Below are 15,074 nucleotides of genomic sequence, written 5' to 3' on the forward strand. Positions count from 1 at the left end.
ATTGAGTGTCAGGCTGGCTGTTGGACCGCTGTCTCGCTCATAGGGGGGACGGGCAAAAAATTTCCCAGGTTATCGGCTGCCACCCGGCCAGCGATATTCAGCATGGTAAGCAGATCAATATCCTTGAACATCAATTCACCGTGACTGAACACAGGCGTCCAGTTTCCGGTGACCGCTTTACGAGTCACGACCGACAGACACGGGAACAGAATCGCGTTAACGTCCTCTTCGGGCATCCCTGCCACCACATCAGCAATTTTCGGTAGAATGGTACTAATGTTCTGTCCCGTTTTTTCACTTTCACCAGTAACTGTGGCGGTTTTATGCAGTGCTGACAGGTCAGGAACGATGCTCGACAGCACCGGCAATAATTTCCGGCAGACTTTCAACTGGTCAAAAACACTCAGTTTAGTGGCGCGGTAATCCACGCTATTGATCGTAAATTCCATCGATTAAAACTCCCCCAACACTTGATCGATCTTGCCGCAGTCAAACGTCCAGGCGACGAGCGAAGCATCTTTTGCGTTAACGTGATCGGGCTGTTTGCTAAATGCCACACTACGGGCGACAGTGGTATCCCCGGATACATTGTTACGCACCAGAATCACGTTATTCCCCCAGAGAGAAGATGACATTGATTGTGCGTTATAGGCCAGGCTCAATTTCTTGTTTACCGGGGACGTTTTCAGCAAGCTGACGGTGATCGTGCCGTTTTTTCCGGCGTGCAATGAATGCATCACCTCACCATCAGCACCAATAGTCATGGTGTTTTTGACATCTGCGAGTGTGATGGTAATGCCCGATTCGCCATTTGCTGAGCCGTAGCCAAGATCAATTTCACCCGTCGGACCTGCCAGGGTCGCCGTGACGTCCATAAAAGAATAAGTAGCCATTTTTTTTCCTTATCGAACAACGTTAATCTGTACATCGGCGTAATGAACTGCGCCAGCCAGCTTGCAGGCCACCTGAATCAGTGGCGATTTACGGGCTTCACGGTCTGCCTGCGCCTGTTCAGCAACAGATTGCGCGTAGACGTAGTATCCCTTAGTCAGCGTGTCGCCGGATGCCAGTTGCCCAATAGGGCCACCGTTCCACACACCAGCCGCCACCAGCCCGTTAGTTACCGACTGATCCATAGACTGCTCTACGTTTGCCAGCAGCCGGGTAACGCCTGCGTCGGTCTGAGGAATTTTGGTTGTGCTGGTATAAAGCAGGTTAAAGAGGTTGGTCTGTACGTAGTTCTGCAGCCAGTCGAGGCCATGGCGTTCGTCGAAGAAGTCGCCATTAGCCATCACGCCCTGTTGCAGGATGGCTGTGTCGTTCTGGTAGTAAACAAAAACGTTACCGTTGATAGCATCGATGGCGGCCGCCTGGCCCATCGTCAGCGTTTCATACGTAATGCCCGGCTCCTGTTTGAATTTCAGGGTGATGGTGGTGTTGCTGCCCGTGAAATTTACCGTAAACGCACGGCCAAACGCAGAAATCGCCGCGTACTTGCTGGACGAGCTGTATTGCCAGAAGGTGCGCGCATAGCCTGCCGCTTTCAATTTGTAGCCGAGATTGGTTGTGTCGCCCGCAGTCAGGGTTTTAACGTCACTGGTGGTCACAGCCAGAATGCGGCTCAGACTGGACGCCTCAATCGCAGCAGCAACGGAAATCACATCCGCATCCACCAGCTCGGCACTGTCAGCAATGGCCAGCCCGTACCAGGTGGTGTACTGCAGACAGGCATTCACCGCCGTAAGCAACGTTTCAATATTCCCCGTTTCGCCCGTGCCGATTGTTTTAGCCCAGCGGCCAATCAGCACTTGAGTCGGTTTCGGTGATTGCCCAAAAAATACAGTCGCGGCGGCATACTCTGGCGCGTCAGTACCGAAATCTTTCCCAATCTCCTCTATGCTGGAATATTGACGAATACGCTCCGATACCGGAATAACAGTCGATGTGCCGAGGATCAGCAGCGTACCAAAATTTCGACCCGTGGCCGCCTTAGGCGACATAATCACGTCGACGTTAACGACGTTTGATACAGGTAAACCCTGTGCCATAACTTACTCTCCGTAAAATAATGTAGGTGTGGACTGGATAGTTTTGATGTTAAAACTGCGGGTGTTTTTGCGTTGTAACGTCACATTGATGTCGTATCGGCGCACCCACTGGTTGTTAATTAATTCGGGAAGGTTAGAAATTATTCCTGCCTCCACCAGCGAAAGCCCGGCGGCACTCCGCAACGTGATGTTGTTCTGTTCGATGTAGAGGCCATCGTGAAAACGCGACGCCATAGCAGAACCTTGTGGGCCATAGAAACTGGCCTGCACCGTTATCAGTTCCCAGGTCCATTGCTCGCTCTGTTCGTCAGTAACCTGTACGAGTGCTGGCATGGTGTCACCGGGCAGAGTGGTTATTCCGAACAATGCGCATGTTGCACCGTCATTCGGGATGGATGGTTGTGGGTCGGTCCAACGCGGGGATACCAGGGAGGCATCCAGCCCGGTGACGCCGCAGATCCAGCGGCTGATTTGCCGCTCCAGTTCCTGGTCATACTCCGGCTCCTTGCCGACGGGCGTCAGGTACCCCGGTTCTGTAGTGTCATTACTCAATCAAGGCACCTCCGGTAAAAGGATATAAAGGGGTATCTTGCGGCGAATGGGCTGCAAAGTTGTCCTCATCCCGCATCTGAATCTGTCGGTGGCAAACCCGCCAGGAGTTAACAACTCGGCAGGGCTCACCACGGATAAGTCTTTCTTCGGAATGCATATGCGACGCACAATAAAAATCCCCGCAATTACGAGACGCTATATCAAGAGATGATTTTAAGGTTGCAGACAGTTGGCATTGTATATTCCCGCAATTGGCTTACTCTGCATGTCGCCCGCACCTCTATATATTTTCACATCATTTTAAGAAATTAATAGAATTAACTTTCGGCCTTTCAAGCTTCTATTTTCAAATCATTGAGCCGTGCCCGAAACCTGAAATTATTATCGGTTAAAAATCCCGACAATCGTTTATGTGGTTTATCGCCGATAATATCTACGCCTGCAAAAAAATTAACGATTGGACTATATCAGCAATATGCAATTTTTTATTTAGCCACTGAATTATCAACAACGCCAATAAGCGAGCCGTCACGCGCTCGGGTAATATTCAGTTGAGCATTATCCGCTTTACGTTTAACCAGTACGTCAATGTCTTTCATAGCGTCGCCATTCAGATCTGACTGTACGGACAACGCGATCGGCTCAAGAGTGTCATCGCTGGAGAACGGGATATAAGAAACCGTATTGTTCGCCGCGATAACCTTTACGCCCACTGCGCCGGTATCTGCATCCTGATAAAGGTTGTAGACCGACCCGTCTGCAGCATCCGTGTCATACATGACGTAATTGCCGACCGGGGATACTGCGCTGGTAATCATAACGCCGTCAATATCCGCCCCGTCAGTTCCGGTAACAGCGGAAGAACTGTTACTGGTATCTACAATTTTCACGTACGGGTAAGAAAGGAGAGGATCAACCTGGCTATCAATATTGAAACCCAGCCATGAGCCTGTACCGCCAGAGGCTTTCGCTGATGTTGTGGCGGTCAGTTTTTTGTACGTGACATTATCCGTTGAAATATAGACATCAAAGGACTCCCACCAGCCACCTTCATAAACATACAGATCGGCAGCTGAGGTGCCGTCAGCTTTAAGCGCATTCGGCCCAAACTGCAAAACGATATTGCCTGATTTACCTAAAGAGACCAGAGTACCGTCGGGTGCACCAAACGCACTTTTCGGCAGCGCCGAGTTACCCGACGCACCGGACCCCGGATTATACGAAACAACCTGAGTAGCAAATCCCACTGCAGTACCGGGGGAGTCAGCATAAGTCAGGTATTTTTCAGCGTGGGCAGACAAAGACAAAAGGCAGGCGAGTGCAAAAATACATTTTTTCATTAAATTTCCTTACATTAAGAAGGTACTGGGAAGTGACCTCATTTAGTGAGGCGTGAGTGTGATTCTGCGGCGCAGTTGCTACGCCAGGAATTGTTATGAATCAGGATGTCTTTCTTTGTGTTCGGGACCATTACCCGGATGTCTTCTAAAGTCAGGTAGACTGGCTTTACCCAGTCGCAGGCAGTGTCGATAACGTCAACCTTTGCGGGTCCAGTTGTCGCGCAGCTCCCGATCAACATCGTCATCAGGCATATGGTTAACAGTCTGCTGTACATCGCTGGCCTCTTTGATGACTTCAACCCGGCGTTTAGTGGCGGCGATAACAGCGGCAGCGGTCTGCTCTTGCACGTTGGCCTTTGCCTCTGCCTTACCCTGACTCTTTCCGACACGGTGTGCACCAAACAGAAGAAGGGCCAGAGTGATAATGCCGCCGATAATGGCTTCCAGGGCGCCCATCACTTCGGGTCCGAAGCTGCAGGCTGTTTCACCAGGCGACCAACGATGCCGCACACCGCCACAACCGCAGTGATTGCCCCCATCCAGCTCGCAGGGATCATTGCTTTGACGTCATCGGGTAATTGTGACCAGACAACAGGGATTGCCCCGGCGACAGCAAGAGCCTGAACGCTGAATAACTTCCAGCTTTGTTTCCAGTTTTCGATAACCATCATTCCCCCAATGCGCGTATTGCGCGGTTGTAACGGTCAAGGCGGTCACCGATACCATTCTGGCCGCCGTTAATAATTTGCGTGACCAGGCCCACATCGCCGGGATATTTCAGGCAGCCGTGAGTGACGTAAAACCACGCGGCGGATCGCGCGGCGTTTACCTCCTGTTCCAGTTGTTCAGGAGAGGTAACAAGGTCGATTTTCAACGCGATGCCACAGCGCCGGTAATTGTTCAGGAAGGTAATGCCAATCAGTCCACGTCCCCGATATTTCCAGCCATCACCGGAAGCGGTGTTACCAAAACGCTTGCTGTAAACCAGGTTGGCAATCGCGCGCTGACGCTCAACGGGTAAAACTTTCTCATCAGGTTTGCGTCCGAGCGCCTGAGCCTGCTGCGGGGTGATACGTCCCGCACGGACAAAACCCGCAAGACCTGAAACGCTGTAGTTAAAATTTTCCACCAGCGCGCTAAAGCTGGTGCTTTCATGTCCGGCCTGGGCAATAAACATCGCCTGGTCGATTGTGCTGGTAATGCCAAACTCGGCCATCGCGTCGTTAAGTGGCTGGAGCCAGCGCGAAGCTGAACCGGCGTCAATGGGGACCGCCTTTTGGAACTGATTGAGATTCATTGAACTTTTACTCCGGTAAACCGCTCCCAGAAATACGTCAGTGCGACCGATCCCATCGAGCCGCTAATTCCGGCAGTAGCCAAAATCATGTAAATACTCAGGCCACTTTCAATGCTAATTAACCCACCAATGACACCGGTGAAACCTGAGACGACCATTTGAGCTAACGCGTTTACCCAACTCCATGCTGCTTTGTTTTGTCTGATATCGATCAGATAGCGAACCAGGCCGCCCCAGCCGGCAATGACCAGCAGAACAATCCAGGTAACCCCGGCAATACCCTCTTTATCGTGCATACACTTAGCCATAGATTCACCTCCGATTGAGTCGGGGTGCTATATGAGAGAGATCTGGCCTTCGGGCTCTTTCGTAAAAAGTGAAGGTTGTGTGCGATTCCCGAGGCCAGAAATAAATATCCTCCGGCATAGCCGGAGGTTTTTCAGATGCGCCTGTAAGGCTCTGTTACCAGCCGCGCCCTAACAGGCGCATACGATCTGACATTTGCATCAAACTTCCTTACTTACGGCCCGTAAACGGGCTGCCCGGATAAGGGATCGACAACTGCTCACCCATTTTATCCTCTTCAAGCTGGTGCTTTATGTATTCCTGTATCTTCGCTGTGTTCTTCCCTACCGTATCCACGTAGTATCCCCGACACCAGAACTCCCTGTTCCTGTATTTGAATTTCAGATCTCCAAACTGCTCATAAAGCATCAGACTGCTTTTCCCTTTCAGATATCCCATAAAGCCGGATACGCTCATTTTGGGCGGGATTTCCACAAGCATATGGATATGATCTGCACAGCATTCAGCTTCCAGGATCCGTACGTTTTTCCACTCACACAGCTTTCTTAAAATGCTGCCTATCGCCAGACGTTTCTCTCCGTAGAACGCCTGTCTTCGGTATTTCGGCGCAAAAACTATGTGATATTTACAGTTCCATCGGGTGTGCGCTAAGCTCTTTTCGTCCCCCATCGGGACCCCCTTTTGATTTCTTGTTGAACTTTTGCAGTTGCCAGACCGCAAGCTGTTTTAACAAATCAAAAGGGGTTTTAATAACTGGCTTAAAGCTGAAAGCTTTCCGGAACCCCCAGCCTAGCTGGGGGTTTTCTATAGACAATGAAAAAGGCCCGCCGAAGCGAGCCTTTTTTTACGTTAATATTTTTACGCTGCGCTCAGCTCAAGGGTTTGCCCGAGAGCCACCAGCGCGTTTTGGAGGGTGGCGATTGTTGTTGAATGGTGTAAGTGCAGAATACGCATTACATCCTGCGGTCGCGCATCAATCATTCAGGCCAGTTCAGGGTTTGTAACCCGACGTTGAACAACGGTATTCAATGCACAAAAACAACAGTTCACAAAAACAACAATGCACAAAAAAAACAAACCCCGCCAGAAGGCAGGGCTTTATAACTTATTTCTTACGGGCGTTAATACCCATGATTTGAATCATACAGGACACGTTTATGCAAAGTCAACAGTGTCATGCAAAAAGTTATCGTCATTTATCCGGGCGCATCAATATGAGGTCACCTTCTCGAATTCTGACGCAGCATGTTTCTCTTCTTTATGAAGCGTATCCACTAGCCTTTCAAAGAAAGGCTTCCAGTTGCGTGACCATGACGACTGATGGAGGTCTGGTAAATACGTCAGGATGGCACGATGGACCGTTGCAGAAGAGACGGTCGAAAATCCATGGCCATTGCAACGCTTGCATGTCTTGAATACGGGAGCCCCCTTTTCTTTCGTCGCCTTACGGTCAAGTATCTCGCCTTTACCGCCACAGCGACATCGGGCGCTTAGTAGGCCTTTGCCCTCGCAGGCTTCGCATTTGATCGGAAAAATCTCCGTTACCTCTGTCCATTTTTCCCAGTCGGACGGATGAACCGCGCGGGATCGGCTGGCCCAGTAAGGCGCCTTTCCCCACGGATAAGAGACTTTGCGTGTAACCTGCGTCCTGGTCGTCTTTCCGGTACCGTTGCAACTGGAGCAGGTTGCGTCAGTTGCCGCCGAACGTGAGTAATCCGCGAAAGCGAATTGAGCCAGCAACAACATACAATGACTGAATTGCCCGCCAGCCGCCTTTCGGACATTCTTCGGTGCATTCTCCATTGCGTGCCGTACCAGCATCTGCACCGCCAGTTGCTCATCAGATTTGCTAACGCCAGCTTTACCCAAAAAAGCGGCAAGTCCAAAGCGTGCCCGTGTGCTGGTGGTACCCATGGCAGCTTTAACATCAGTACCAGTAAGACGATCCGGAGAAGTCCCTTTTATGCTGTCGCTAATCTGCATACCCTGAGGGCTAAAATGTTTGAGTGATGATTCCAGTTTCATTTTAAAAACCCCTTCTCTCCAGATTTGCTGAGTGCGAAAAATCCCCTCGGCGTGCCGAAGGTTTCTGCGATGCGATAATGCGCCGGAGCGCCGGTACTGGGATTGAATTTACAGAGACCAGGAATGCGGACGATGAGTGCGCGCCCGCACATGTGTTTAGTGAGATCGACTTTTTTCATGCGGCGTAATCCAGCAACTGAGCGGCAGCGTTTTCAGCGGCCTGCGGTGTGGGAAATGCCTGAAACGCGTCGAAGGATTTCACCAGACTGCTATTTCTGGCGCGTATCCCGGCTTGTTCGCGAAGATATCGCTCTGCTAATTGCAGAAGGGTTTTCTCATGCCCGGCATGGTGTGCGACGAGCTGTACATAACCTCGAATCAGCGTTTTATCGGCCGAAAAAATTGCACCGCCGCCAGGCTGCCAGTAATCAAAGCCCAGATTAAGAAGCGCAAAGAATTTCCGGTGAAACGCCGGATTACGCGCTTGCCTGAAATCAGCATATAAAACAGCACCCGGTTTGACCTTTGAGTTGATAAAGGCCTGTGTGTCGGGTGTAGCGGGAATTAATACCCCGCCAGTAGATTTGATAAAACTATACTGCGCCATCGGTTCCCCCGTTAACGCAGCAATTGTTCAGTAAGTGGTTACTGGATGTTCAGGCCAGCCCACATTTTATACCTTAACGCACCCGTTTTTAGTGATCGTATAACCAGCCATTTTTGCTATTTCAATCAGAGCATTAAGTGATGTCACATGTTCATTTTCGTGCACCTGGCGCACGCTGCAGATAACACCGTTTTTACACGTTATAAGGACACGTCCATCCGCTGGGAGTTGCTCTGTTACCTCCTCAATTTCAATCACGTGTCACCTCAGAGTACTGTATATAATAACAGTATTTATACTCTCCAATCATCCGTAGTGCAAATACTTAGGATCACTATTTCTGGAAAATTTACAAAATTTCCTTTTATTACCAAAAGGTTAACAAACCGGCTGTGATGGTGGTTTTATCATGGTTTTCTGACAGGTTATGACAACAGGCTGCGATTTCTTTAGCAGAACACACCACAGGCAGAGTGGTTGTAACCTGTGGCGCAGTAAACGGCAGCGGTGCCGGAACCAACACAGAGCGGCTGCGGGCGCGTGCACCGGCCTTCATATGCCACACAATGACATGGGTCCAGTCGCAACCGTCGTCGGCGTATTTGGTGCGATCAACATAGATAATAGCGGTCATGGTCTTTCCTCGGTTTGGTCAATAGCGCTGGTCAGGCGCGGTTAAAAGGCTTCTTTGCTGTACTTCTGGTCATAGCGGCGTGGCTGTTTAGGATGACTTGCCTCCAGTTGAATGCGGGTTTTCTCTCTTGCGCAATACTGATCAATGGGCAGGAAATGCCCGTTACGAAATTCCTGATAAATCACTGTCCCGGCTGCGCTAAAGCGGGATTTTCCAAGGATGACCTCAGCAATGTTAGTTGGTGGCTTATCCAGGTTGTAAACGTCCTCGCGGTATAAAAACAGAATGCTGTCAGCGTCCTGCTCGATAGAGCCAGAATCGCGAAGGTCAGACATGACCGGACGGCGCTGTGCCGCCGGGCGCGTGTCCACGGCGCGGGATAACTGGCTCAGGGCAAATACCGGGGTATGCAGGCGCATCGCCATGGTTTTCAGGCTTCGGGAAATGTGCGCGACGGCGAGATCGTGACGCTCGGCTTTGGGCTTTTTAATCAGGCCCATGTAATCGACCATGATCATGGACAGATGCGGATAACGCCGTTTATGGGTTTCGGCGATAGCCCGGATTTGCTCAACGGTGAGATCCGTTGCATCAACAATCCATATATCCCTGTTATTCAGTAGCCCCAGCGCGCTGGTCAGTTGCGCCCAGTCCCCATCCTCCATATCTTTCGGATTACGCAGGCGCGAAACTGACATATTCCCGGTGCCCGCGATCGAACGCTCAACAATTTGCCCGGCATGCATTTCCATACTGAAAACCAGCGCGCCTCCGCCACGTCCGGAGACCGCATGGACAATGTTCAGACTGAATTCGGTTTTGCCCATACCCGGGCGGCCAGCAACAACCACTAAATCGGTGGTGTTAATGCCGCCTGTCGCCCGATCCAGGTCTTCTATACCTGTCATTAAATTGCGGGTTTCAGCATCACCATTTATCCGTTTTTGAACCGTATTCATGTAGCGCGGCAACAGATCCTGGATGTGCACCGGCTGAACATGGCCGGTGTCGGCGGTCATATCCAGCAACTGCGCGATAGTGTTCTCTGTGATCTGGTCACGCTGGTCCTGATTGACGGCATTGCGTATGCCGTCAGCACCATCCTGCAGCAAGCGTGCCATTTCTCGACTACGCCATGCCTTAACCATTTTTGCGGCGTATCCCTTGAGGTTCGGCACAGTAGCGGGTTGTTTGCAGATTTCCGCCAGGTTACCCAGGGTCCCCTGCCCGCCCAGCGCCTCACTCACAAACAGCAGGTCGATCATGCCGTCCGTCAGTGCCTGTTTTTTTATCTCAGCAAATGCCCGGCGGTAAAATCCAGTGCTGAATGCCGTGTCTGGCGTCGTGGCTATAACGTCAAACGCGTCTGGCGTTGCGCCGCCGTTCAGCAGCCCGGCCAGCACGATTGATTCCAGTTCCTGCGGCGTCACAGTGCCCCCTCACGTGTTTTGCGGAGCGTTTCAGGCTTCATTAGGTAGTCAAAGCTGGCACGCCAGCCGTCGTCGTGTTCACCACCGAAATAAAAATCAGAAGCGGTTTCACGGAATCTCTCGAAGTAACCCAGGAATGCCCCGGTTGTCTGGTTTTTCATGTGCGCAGCCAGACGGATAATTGAGCGACGACGGTCGGCGTCCAGTTCTGCCATCGGCATAAGCCCGGCAAAAATTTGATTGAAACCCTCCATGACAGCCACCGGGTCAATGTTTGCCTCAGTCATGGCCCATTTTTCAGCGTCAGCGATGTATCCATCGAACCGGTTCACGCGGCAAATATTCACCGGTTTTGGTAAGCCGGTGCCGCGTCGATTCCAGGTTGCCAGCACCCAGCGAATTACCAGTCTGATGTCGTCCAGGCTATATGCTGCCCGGGTGCTTGTCGGTGTCAGCAATACAACGAACGGTTTCATGTCACGGCAGCGGGTCTCTGTTTTGGCGTTGTAGTAGTCCAGGGCTTTTTGAGCGTCAGCATGAATTCCCATATCCTCCTCCCGCTGGGGATAAGGGGGATCTTTTGGATCAATGGATGATTCAGAATAGTGACCGATTCTGGTGCCACCAGCTGGCATAGGGGGAGTGCTCCCTGGCGGCATACCTGTGTTTTCTTGTGGCACAGGGGGGGTGCTTTTTCGCGGCACACGTTTATCAAGATTTAACGTATAAATGTTTGATGCATTGCCCTTTCCATTTTTAACGCCTGGACGATTAAGTTTTTGTAGTAAGCCCATTTCAATCAGGGCTTCAACATGTTCGCGCACGGCACTTCGACTGCATTCACAGTGATCGGCAATATGTTGGTACGACGGCCAGCATTCACCGTTGTCGTTGGCGTTATCAGCCAGCTTGATAAGGACCAGTTTACGAATTGGGTTGCCCGTTTTAATGCTCATTGCGCGGGCTGTCAGCGTCATGCTCATCGTTAGATCCCCAACAATTCAGCCTGGTATCGGCACACGTGTTCATCATCAGCTGTCGACAGGCGTTGTTTACGAGTTTCAGCTTTTCGCGATCCAGGGATGTCCTGGTTTTCCGCGTCAATCTGCACCACATAAATTTCCTGTTCGTCAGAAATAAATACCGGCTCAGCATTCAGGCGAAAGCCATTAAGCCAAGTAATACATTGTGTTTGCATTGGTCTTTCCTCGGCACAGTTAAACGCTGGTCAGGCGCTGTGTTTCCTGCTGGGTCTGTAAGGCGCATGCAACGTGCTGCGGTCGGCCTCTCGCATCGAAAAGCAGCGCAACAATCGCTGCCGCAAATTTTTTAATTGCCACGCAGATCAAATACTGGGCGGTCATTCCCAGTCTGCCAGCTCCTGTTGCTAAGCTGCATCATGGGTTGAATGGCTGCGATTTTTGTAAGCCTCAGGGTCATATTTCAAAAACCCTTCGGTGATCAGCGCTAATCGAGCGGCTTTACCTTCGGGCACCAACTCACCCCATGCGTATACGGTCGGTGCTTTCACACCGGCGGCCTCAGCAAGTTTTTTCTTACTACCGAAATGTTTGATCGCTTCGCTTGTTAACATATCTCTTCCTGTTTGTTAGATTTTTCTAACAAGCTAGGTGTTCGAGATAACGAAGTCAAGGGAATTTAGAATTATCTAACTATGACGATGCCAGGTGAGCGCATTAGAGCGCGCAGAAAAGAATTGAATCTTACCCAGAGGGCGTTAGCCAAGCTGGTTAAAGTCGCGCATGTTACTATTTCACAATGGGAAACTGGAGATAGTGAACCAGGGGGCAAGAACCTCTTTTCCCTTAGCTCGGCGCTGCAATGTTCGCCTACATGGATTCTTTACGGCGACGAAAACAGCGCCCCCGGCGACCCCATCCCCCCGCAAAATCAGCTAAACGAGAGTGAAAAAGAGCTGTTATCGCTATTTGCATCCCTTCCCGAGTCTGAAAAAGAGCGACATTTGTCCGACTTGCGTGAAAAAGTGGCAGATTTCAATCGGTTGTTCGAGGAATTGCTCAAAGCAAGAAACAATAAATAATTAGTTATTTTTCAATTACATAACTTTATTTTTACTCGTTTTGTTCGTTTTATCTAATTTTAAAGTTGCATAAAAAGTTAGACACACCTAAATTAATCACACCAACAACGCACTAACCACGCGGCAGTTGTTCAGTAAAACGTTCTGACAGTCTGGAAAGACAGACAAAGGATCCGAGGTAAGACCCGGAGTGAATTGCAGTTGCATTGACAGCAATCAGAAGATAAACGCCTGGCATCACAACCTTAAAGATGTAAAAAAGCCCACCGAAGTGGGCTCTTTTACCCCGAGCGGAGACCAATCCATCGGGTAGTGGCAACGGGAGACCAATCCCGCGCCGAGGAAAGACCAACGACGATGCCGTGGCCCGGCTGAAAGTATATCACAGGCGTCGCTATGGAAGCGCACACCACCACGCTTTCAACTCATCTGTATTTAAACCCGCACGCCAGAAACAAGCTTATGGTCTCAACGACGAATATGCGCAGTCCGATGTCGCAAGACATGCACCACATCCCGTTTTAGCTGCGCCTGATCAGAGCAAATCCATCAATTGAGGAAAGACCATGATCAGTTTTAACGCATTATTTGAGTCCAAAAAGCTGACGCGGCAAGCTGATGGGCTGGATGCAGGTGTCTGATAAGGGGAGTTTTATTCAGCAGGCCAAAAAAGAAAGTCAGGTGCTGATCTATAACCGAAGAGTGCAAAGCAGTCTGAGACATGATCGTGCGGTTATTGGGGAAAATCACTGTTAAGGCAAATGGCGGGGTGAGCTACTCTTCTCGAAAAGTCTTTTTATTCTTCGCCTCAAAAACAAAGGGCTTACCAAATGGTAAGCCCTTGTTTAATCTGGCGGAAGCGCAGAGATTCGAACTCTGGAACCCTTTCGGGTCGCCGGTTTTCAAGACCGGTGCCTTCAACCGCTCGGCCACACTTCCGGAATGAGGCGCACTATAAACATCCCCGATGCATCTGTAAAGCCCTGAAATGTTCATATGCCTGAAAAACAGTCAAATGTGTGTTAATCGCCTGAAATAACAACACACTGACCATTTTACAGCCGTTTTTTTATGGCGACAGCACCTCAATGTTTTTTGATGTACATATCCTTCGTTAAATAATACCCGAGCCTGTCCGGGTCAAACCCGCCGACCCACGGCTTCACAAGATGCACGCGGACATAATGGTAAACAGGGATCGCCGGGACATCCTGCCCCAGTAAATCTTCCGCCTGCTGGTAATATTTGCTTCGCTCGGCGAGATTGCTTGCTTTGGCAGCATTTCGTAATGCGTTATCGTAAGCCGGATTACTGTACTGCGAGGTATTCTCGCTATCGCCTGTACGGAAGTTATTCAAAAAGGTTGCGGCATCATCATAGTCGGCATTCCAGGCATAGCGAACCAGATCAAAATGACCGGTATGCATGGCATCAAGCATCGTTTTCCACTCCTGGTTTTGCAGCTTTGCCTCTACTCCCAGGTTTTTCTTCCACATCGAACTAACGGCAATCGCGATGCGCTGATGGGTCTCCATTGTGTTATAAAGCAGATTAAACGACAGTGGATGCGCTTCATTAAATCCGGCTTCATTGAGCAATCGTTTCGCTTCTGCAATCCGTTTTTCCTGTGGCCAGGCGGCGTAATCCGGTGCGGATAAGGTTACTCCACCAATTTCTGGCTGGCTGATTAACCAGGCTGGACGCTGCCCCTGCCCCATCACCTTATCGGCAATAATATCTTTATCCAGCGCCATATTGAGCGCCCGACGTACGCGCGGATCGTTGAACGGTGCTTTAGTGGTATTGAATTCGTAGTAATAGGTCGCCAGCAGCGGCGAAACGTTGACCTGATCGCCGAGCGTCTTCTTCAACTGGGCAAACTGATTTACCGGCACGGTATAGGTGATATCTATCTCACCGGCTTTATAACGGTTTACATCGGCGGTTTCAGAGGAAATGGGCAGATACGTCACTTTATTGACGACCGTCGCGCTATTATCCCAGTAGCGCGTATTGCGTACCGCGACGATACGCTCATTGACTACCCAGTCGCTAAGTTTGTAGGCGCCGCTGGTAACAATATGTTCAGGCTTGGTCCATTTTTCGCCAAAGCGGTTGATAAGTATTTTATCGACCGGCACCATTGCCGGATGTCCCAGCATAGCGAGGAAAGCCGCCGTCGGCTGCGTCAGGCGAACCTCCAGGGTATTATCATCCAGCGCCTTGACACCCAGTGTCTCGGGCGCTTTTTTTCCAAGAGCAATGTCGGCGGCATTTTCTATATGCATGTTGCCGGGGTAGCTGGCATAGGGAGACACGGTTTTCGGATCGACCAGTCGCTGCCAGCTCCAGACGAAATCTTTTGCCGTAATGGCGGTGCCATCAGACCATGTCACGTTAGGGCGCAAATGAAACACCCATACCGTGTTGTCTTTGTTTTCCCATGATTGCGCAAGACGTGGCTCAACAGAGCCATCTTTTTTTACCGCAACAAGCCCATCGAACAAATCTCTGATAATCCCGAATTCGACATCGCTTTCTACTTTATGCGGATCGAGAGACGCAGGTTCGCTGCCATTGTTACGCACCAGCTCCTGCTGGGCCGCCAGCTCAGTTCCTGTGGGAATTGTCGCCGCACTTAACGACGCGGAGGCGCTCATAATGCCTAACGCTAAGGCGCTTAGGGTAATACGGGTAAAATATCGTGATTTCATCTTTTTCGCCCTGATTATATTTCTGATGACGACGCGACTTCTTTCTTAGCGCGCTCAAG

20 protein-coding genes, 1 tRNA gene and 1 pseudogene are annotated in these 15,074 nt (G+C 50.5%); 1 reads left to right on the forward strand and 21 read right to left on the reverse strand.

Features of this window, described 5'->3' with window-relative positions; genetic code table 11:
* Window positions 1-8: 8 nt before the first annotated feature.
* The 19 genes and pseudogenes from ACS0RQ_RS17485 to ACS0RQ_RS17575 form a co-directional block, all read right to left on the reverse strand.
* The gene (locus ACS0RQ_RS17485) at window positions 9-449 is read right to left on the reverse strand and encodes a phage tail assembly chaperone (RefSeq protein ID WP_271851792.1); all 441 of its coding nucleotides are present in this window, start codon (window positions 447-449) and stop codon (window positions 9-11) included.
* A gap of 3 nt (window positions 450-452) precedes the next feature.
* Window positions 453-893: a DUF3277 family protein gene (locus ACS0RQ_RS17490; RefSeq protein WP_271851791.1), complete on the reverse strand. Its 441-nt coding sequence runs from the start codon at window positions 891-893 to the stop codon at window positions 453-455.
* 9 nt (window positions 894-902) lie between these two features.
* Window positions 903-2,048: a DUF3383 family protein gene (locus ACS0RQ_RS17495; RefSeq protein ID WP_271851790.1), complete on the reverse strand. Its 1,146-nt coding sequence runs from the start codon at window positions 2,046-2,048 to the stop codon at window positions 903-905.
* Window positions 2,049-2,051: 3 nt separating this feature from the next.
* Entirely contained in the window at window positions 2,052-2,600 is a 549-nt protein-coding gene (locus ACS0RQ_RS17500; RefSeq protein WP_271851788.1) for a phage neck terminator protein, read from the reverse strand.
* 485 nt (window positions 2,601-3,085) lie between these two features.
* Window positions 3,086-3,940, reverse strand: coding sequence for a cell envelope biogenesis protein OmpA (locus tag ACS0RQ_RS17505; protein WP_271851787.1), 855 nt, complete (start codon window positions 3,938-3,940; stop codon window positions 3,086-3,088).
* Window positions 3,941-4,135: 195 nt separating this feature from the next.
* Window positions 4,136-4,396: a hypothetical protein gene (locus ACS0RQ_RS17510; protein ID WP_271851822.1), complete on the reverse strand. Its 261-nt coding sequence runs from the start codon at window positions 4,394-4,396 to the stop codon at window positions 4,136-4,138.
* Entirely contained in the window at window positions 4,396-4,611 is a 216-nt protein-coding gene (locus ACS0RQ_RS17515) for a DUF7940 domain-containing protein (RefSeq protein WP_271851786.1), read from the reverse strand. Before ACS0RQ_RS17515 ends, ACS0RQ_RS17510 begins: the two co-directional genes overlap by 1 nt.
* A complete protein-coding gene (locus ACS0RQ_RS17520) occupies window positions 4,608-5,237 on the reverse strand; it encodes a glycoside hydrolase family 19 protein (protein ID WP_271851784.1) in 630 nt (209 codons plus the stop codon). The genes ACS0RQ_RS17515 and ACS0RQ_RS17520 overlap by 4 nt, the downstream gene beginning before the upstream one ends.
* Window positions 5,234-5,533 (reverse strand): phage holin family protein, encoded by a 300-nt coding sequence (locus ACS0RQ_RS17525; RefSeq protein ID WP_143348910.1) that lies wholly within the window; start codon window positions 5,531-5,533, stop codon window positions 5,234-5,236. The genes ACS0RQ_RS17520 and ACS0RQ_RS17525 overlap by 4 nt, the downstream gene beginning before the upstream one ends.
* A 220-nt stretch (window positions 5,534-5,753) precedes the next feature.
* Window positions 5,754-6,212 (reverse strand): IS200/IS605 family transposase, encoded by a 459-nt coding sequence (tnpA, locus tag ACS0RQ_RS17530; protein ID WP_038918153.1) that lies wholly within the window; start codon window positions 6,210-6,212, stop codon window positions 5,754-5,756.
* A gap of 540 nt (window positions 6,213-6,752) precedes the next feature.
* A complete protein-coding gene (locus ACS0RQ_RS17535) occupies window positions 6,753-7,568 on the reverse strand; it encodes an antitermination protein (protein ID WP_271851871.1) in 816 nt (271 codons plus the stop codon).
* Window positions 7,565-7,747 carry a nuclease domain-containing protein gene (locus ACS0RQ_RS17540; protein ID WP_271851870.1) on the reverse strand — a complete coding sequence of 61 codons (183 nt, stop codon included), beginning with the start codon at window positions 7,745-7,747 and terminating at the stop codon, window positions 7,565-7,567. The genes ACS0RQ_RS17535 and ACS0RQ_RS17540 overlap by 4 nt, the downstream gene beginning before the upstream one ends.
* Entirely contained in the window at window positions 7,744-8,175 is a 432-nt protein-coding gene (locus ACS0RQ_RS17545; RefSeq protein ID WP_271851869.1) for a DUF1367 family protein, read from the reverse strand. Before ACS0RQ_RS17545 ends, ACS0RQ_RS17540 begins: the two co-directional genes overlap by 4 nt.
* A 367-nt stretch (window positions 8,176-8,542) precedes the next feature.
* Entirely contained in the window at window positions 8,543-8,809 is a 267-nt protein-coding gene (locus tag ACS0RQ_RS17550) for a hypothetical protein (RefSeq protein ID WP_271851873.1), read from the reverse strand.
* 41 nt (window positions 8,810-8,850) lie between these two features.
* Entirely contained in the window at window positions 8,851-10,239 is a 1,389-nt protein-coding gene (locus ACS0RQ_RS17555) for a replicative DNA helicase (protein WP_271851868.1), read from the reverse strand.
* Window positions 10,236-11,222: a helix-turn-helix domain-containing protein gene (locus tag ACS0RQ_RS17560; RefSeq protein ID WP_271851867.1), complete on the reverse strand. Its 987-nt coding sequence runs from the start codon at window positions 11,220-11,222 to the stop codon at window positions 10,236-10,238. Before ACS0RQ_RS17560 ends, ACS0RQ_RS17555 begins: the two co-directional genes overlap by 4 nt.
* A gap of 2 nt (window positions 11,223-11,224) precedes the next feature.
* The gene (locus ACS0RQ_RS17565) at window positions 11,225-11,437 is read right to left on the reverse strand and encodes a hypothetical protein (protein ID WP_271851866.1); all 213 of its coding nucleotides are present in this window, start codon (window positions 11,435-11,437) and stop codon (window positions 11,225-11,227) included.
* A 19-nt stretch (window positions 11,438-11,456) separates the two neighbouring features.
* Window positions 11,457-11,612, reverse strand: a pseudogene (locus tag ACS0RQ_RS17570) (toxin YdaT family protein); the annotation flags it as partial.
* Window positions 11,613-11,626: 14 nt separating this feature from the next.
* A complete protein-coding gene (locus ACS0RQ_RS17575; RefSeq protein WP_271851865.1) occupies window positions 11,627-11,833 on the reverse strand; it encodes a Cro/CI family transcriptional regulator in 207 nt (68 codons plus the stop codon).
* A gap of 81 nt (window positions 11,834-11,914) precedes the next feature.
* Here ACS0RQ_RS17575 and ACS0RQ_RS17580 point away from each other — a divergent pair, with 81 nt between their 5' ends.
* Entirely contained in the window at window positions 11,915-12,301 is a 387-nt protein-coding gene (locus ACS0RQ_RS17580; RefSeq protein ID WP_079496795.1) for a helix-turn-helix domain-containing protein, read from the forward strand.
* Between the two features lie 851 nt (window positions 12,302-13,152).
* Here ACS0RQ_RS17580 and ACS0RQ_RS17585 read toward each other — a convergent pair.
* Together ACS0RQ_RS17585 and ACS0RQ_RS17590 are read right to left on the reverse strand one after the other, a co-directional pair.
* Window positions 13,153-13,240: transfer RNA gene (locus ACS0RQ_RS17585), tRNA-Ser, on the reverse strand.
* 146 nt (window positions 13,241-13,386) lie between these two features.
* Window positions 13,387-14,961, reverse strand: coding sequence for an ABC transporter substrate-binding protein (locus ACS0RQ_RS17590; protein WP_420372477.1), 1,575 nt, complete (start codon window positions 14,959-14,961; stop codon window positions 13,387-13,389).
* Window positions 14,962-15,074 lie beyond the last annotated feature (113 nt).

Source organism: Phytobacter diazotrophicus (assembly GCF_052061655.1).
Taxonomy (GTDB): Bacteria; Pseudomonadota; Gammaproteobacteria; order Enterobacterales; family Enterobacteriaceae; genus Phytobacter; species Phytobacter diazotrophicus.

Coding starts and splice junctions, on each gene's coding strand:
- ACS0RQ_RS17485 (WP_271851792.1), bottom strand. CDS start 449: ATGGAATTTACGATCAATAGCGTGGATTACCGCGCCACTAAACTGAGT.
- ACS0RQ_RS17490 (WP_271851791.1), bottom strand. CDS start 893: ATGGCTACTTATTCTTTTATGGACGTCACGGCGACCCTGGCAGGTCCG.
- ACS0RQ_RS17495 (WP_271851790.1), bottom strand. CDS start 2,048: ATGGCACAGGGTTTACCTGTATCAAACGTCGTTAACGTCGACGTGATT.
- ACS0RQ_RS17505 (WP_271851787.1), bottom strand. CDS start 3,940: ATGAAAAAATGTATTTTTGCACTCGCCTGCCTTTTGTCTTTGTCTGCC.
- ACS0RQ_RS17510 (WP_271851822.1), bottom strand. CDS start 4,396: ATGGGCGCCCTGGAAGCCATTATCGGCGGCATTATCACTCTGGCCCTT.
- ACS0RQ_RS17515 (WP_271851786.1), bottom strand. CDS start 4,611: ATGATGGTTATCGAAAACTGGAAACAAAGCTGGAAGTTATTCAGCGTT.
- ACS0RQ_RS17520 (WP_271851784.1), bottom strand. CDS start 5,237: ATGAATCTCAATCAGTTCCAAAAGGCGGTCCCCATTGACGCCGGTTCA.
- ACS0RQ_RS17525 (WP_143348910.1), bottom strand. CDS start 5,533: ATGCACGATAAAGAGGGTATTGCCGGGGTTACCTGGATTGTTCTGCTG.
- tnpA (WP_038918153.1), bottom strand. CDS start 6,212: ATGGGGGACGAAAAGAGCTTAGCGCACACCCGATGGAACTGTAAATAT.
- ACS0RQ_RS17535 (WP_271851871.1), bottom strand. CDS start 7,568: ATGAAACTGGAATCATCACTCAAACATTTTAGCCCTCAGGGTATGCAG.
- ACS0RQ_RS17540 (WP_271851870.1), bottom strand. CDS start 7,747: ATGAAAAAAGTCGATCTCACTAAACACATGTGCGGGCGCGCACTCATC.
- ACS0RQ_RS17545 (WP_271851869.1), bottom strand. CDS start 8,175: ATGGCGCAGTATAGTTTTATCAAATCTACTGGCGGGGTATTAATTCCC.
- ACS0RQ_RS17550 (WP_271851873.1), bottom strand. CDS start 8,809: ATGACCGCTATTATCTATGTTGATCGCACCAAATACGCCGACGACGGT.
- ACS0RQ_RS17560 (WP_271851867.1), bottom strand. CDS start 11,222: ATGAGCATGACGCTGACAGCCCGCGCAATGAGCATTAAAACGGGCAAC.
- ACS0RQ_RS17565 (WP_271851866.1), bottom strand. CDS start 11,437: ATGCAAACACAATGTATTACTTGGCTTAATGGCTTTCGCCTGAATGCT.
- ACS0RQ_RS17575 (WP_271851865.1), bottom strand. CDS start 11,833: ATGTTAACAAGCGAAGCGATCAAACATTTCGGTAGTAAGAAAAAACTT.
- ACS0RQ_RS17580 (WP_079496795.1), top strand. CDS start 11,915: ATGACGATGCCAGGTGAGCGCATTAGAGCGCGCAGAAAAGAATTGAAT.
- ACS0RQ_RS17590 (WP_420372477.1), bottom strand. CDS start 14,961: ATGAGCGCCTCCGCGTCGTTAAGTGCGGCGACAATTCCCACAGGAACT.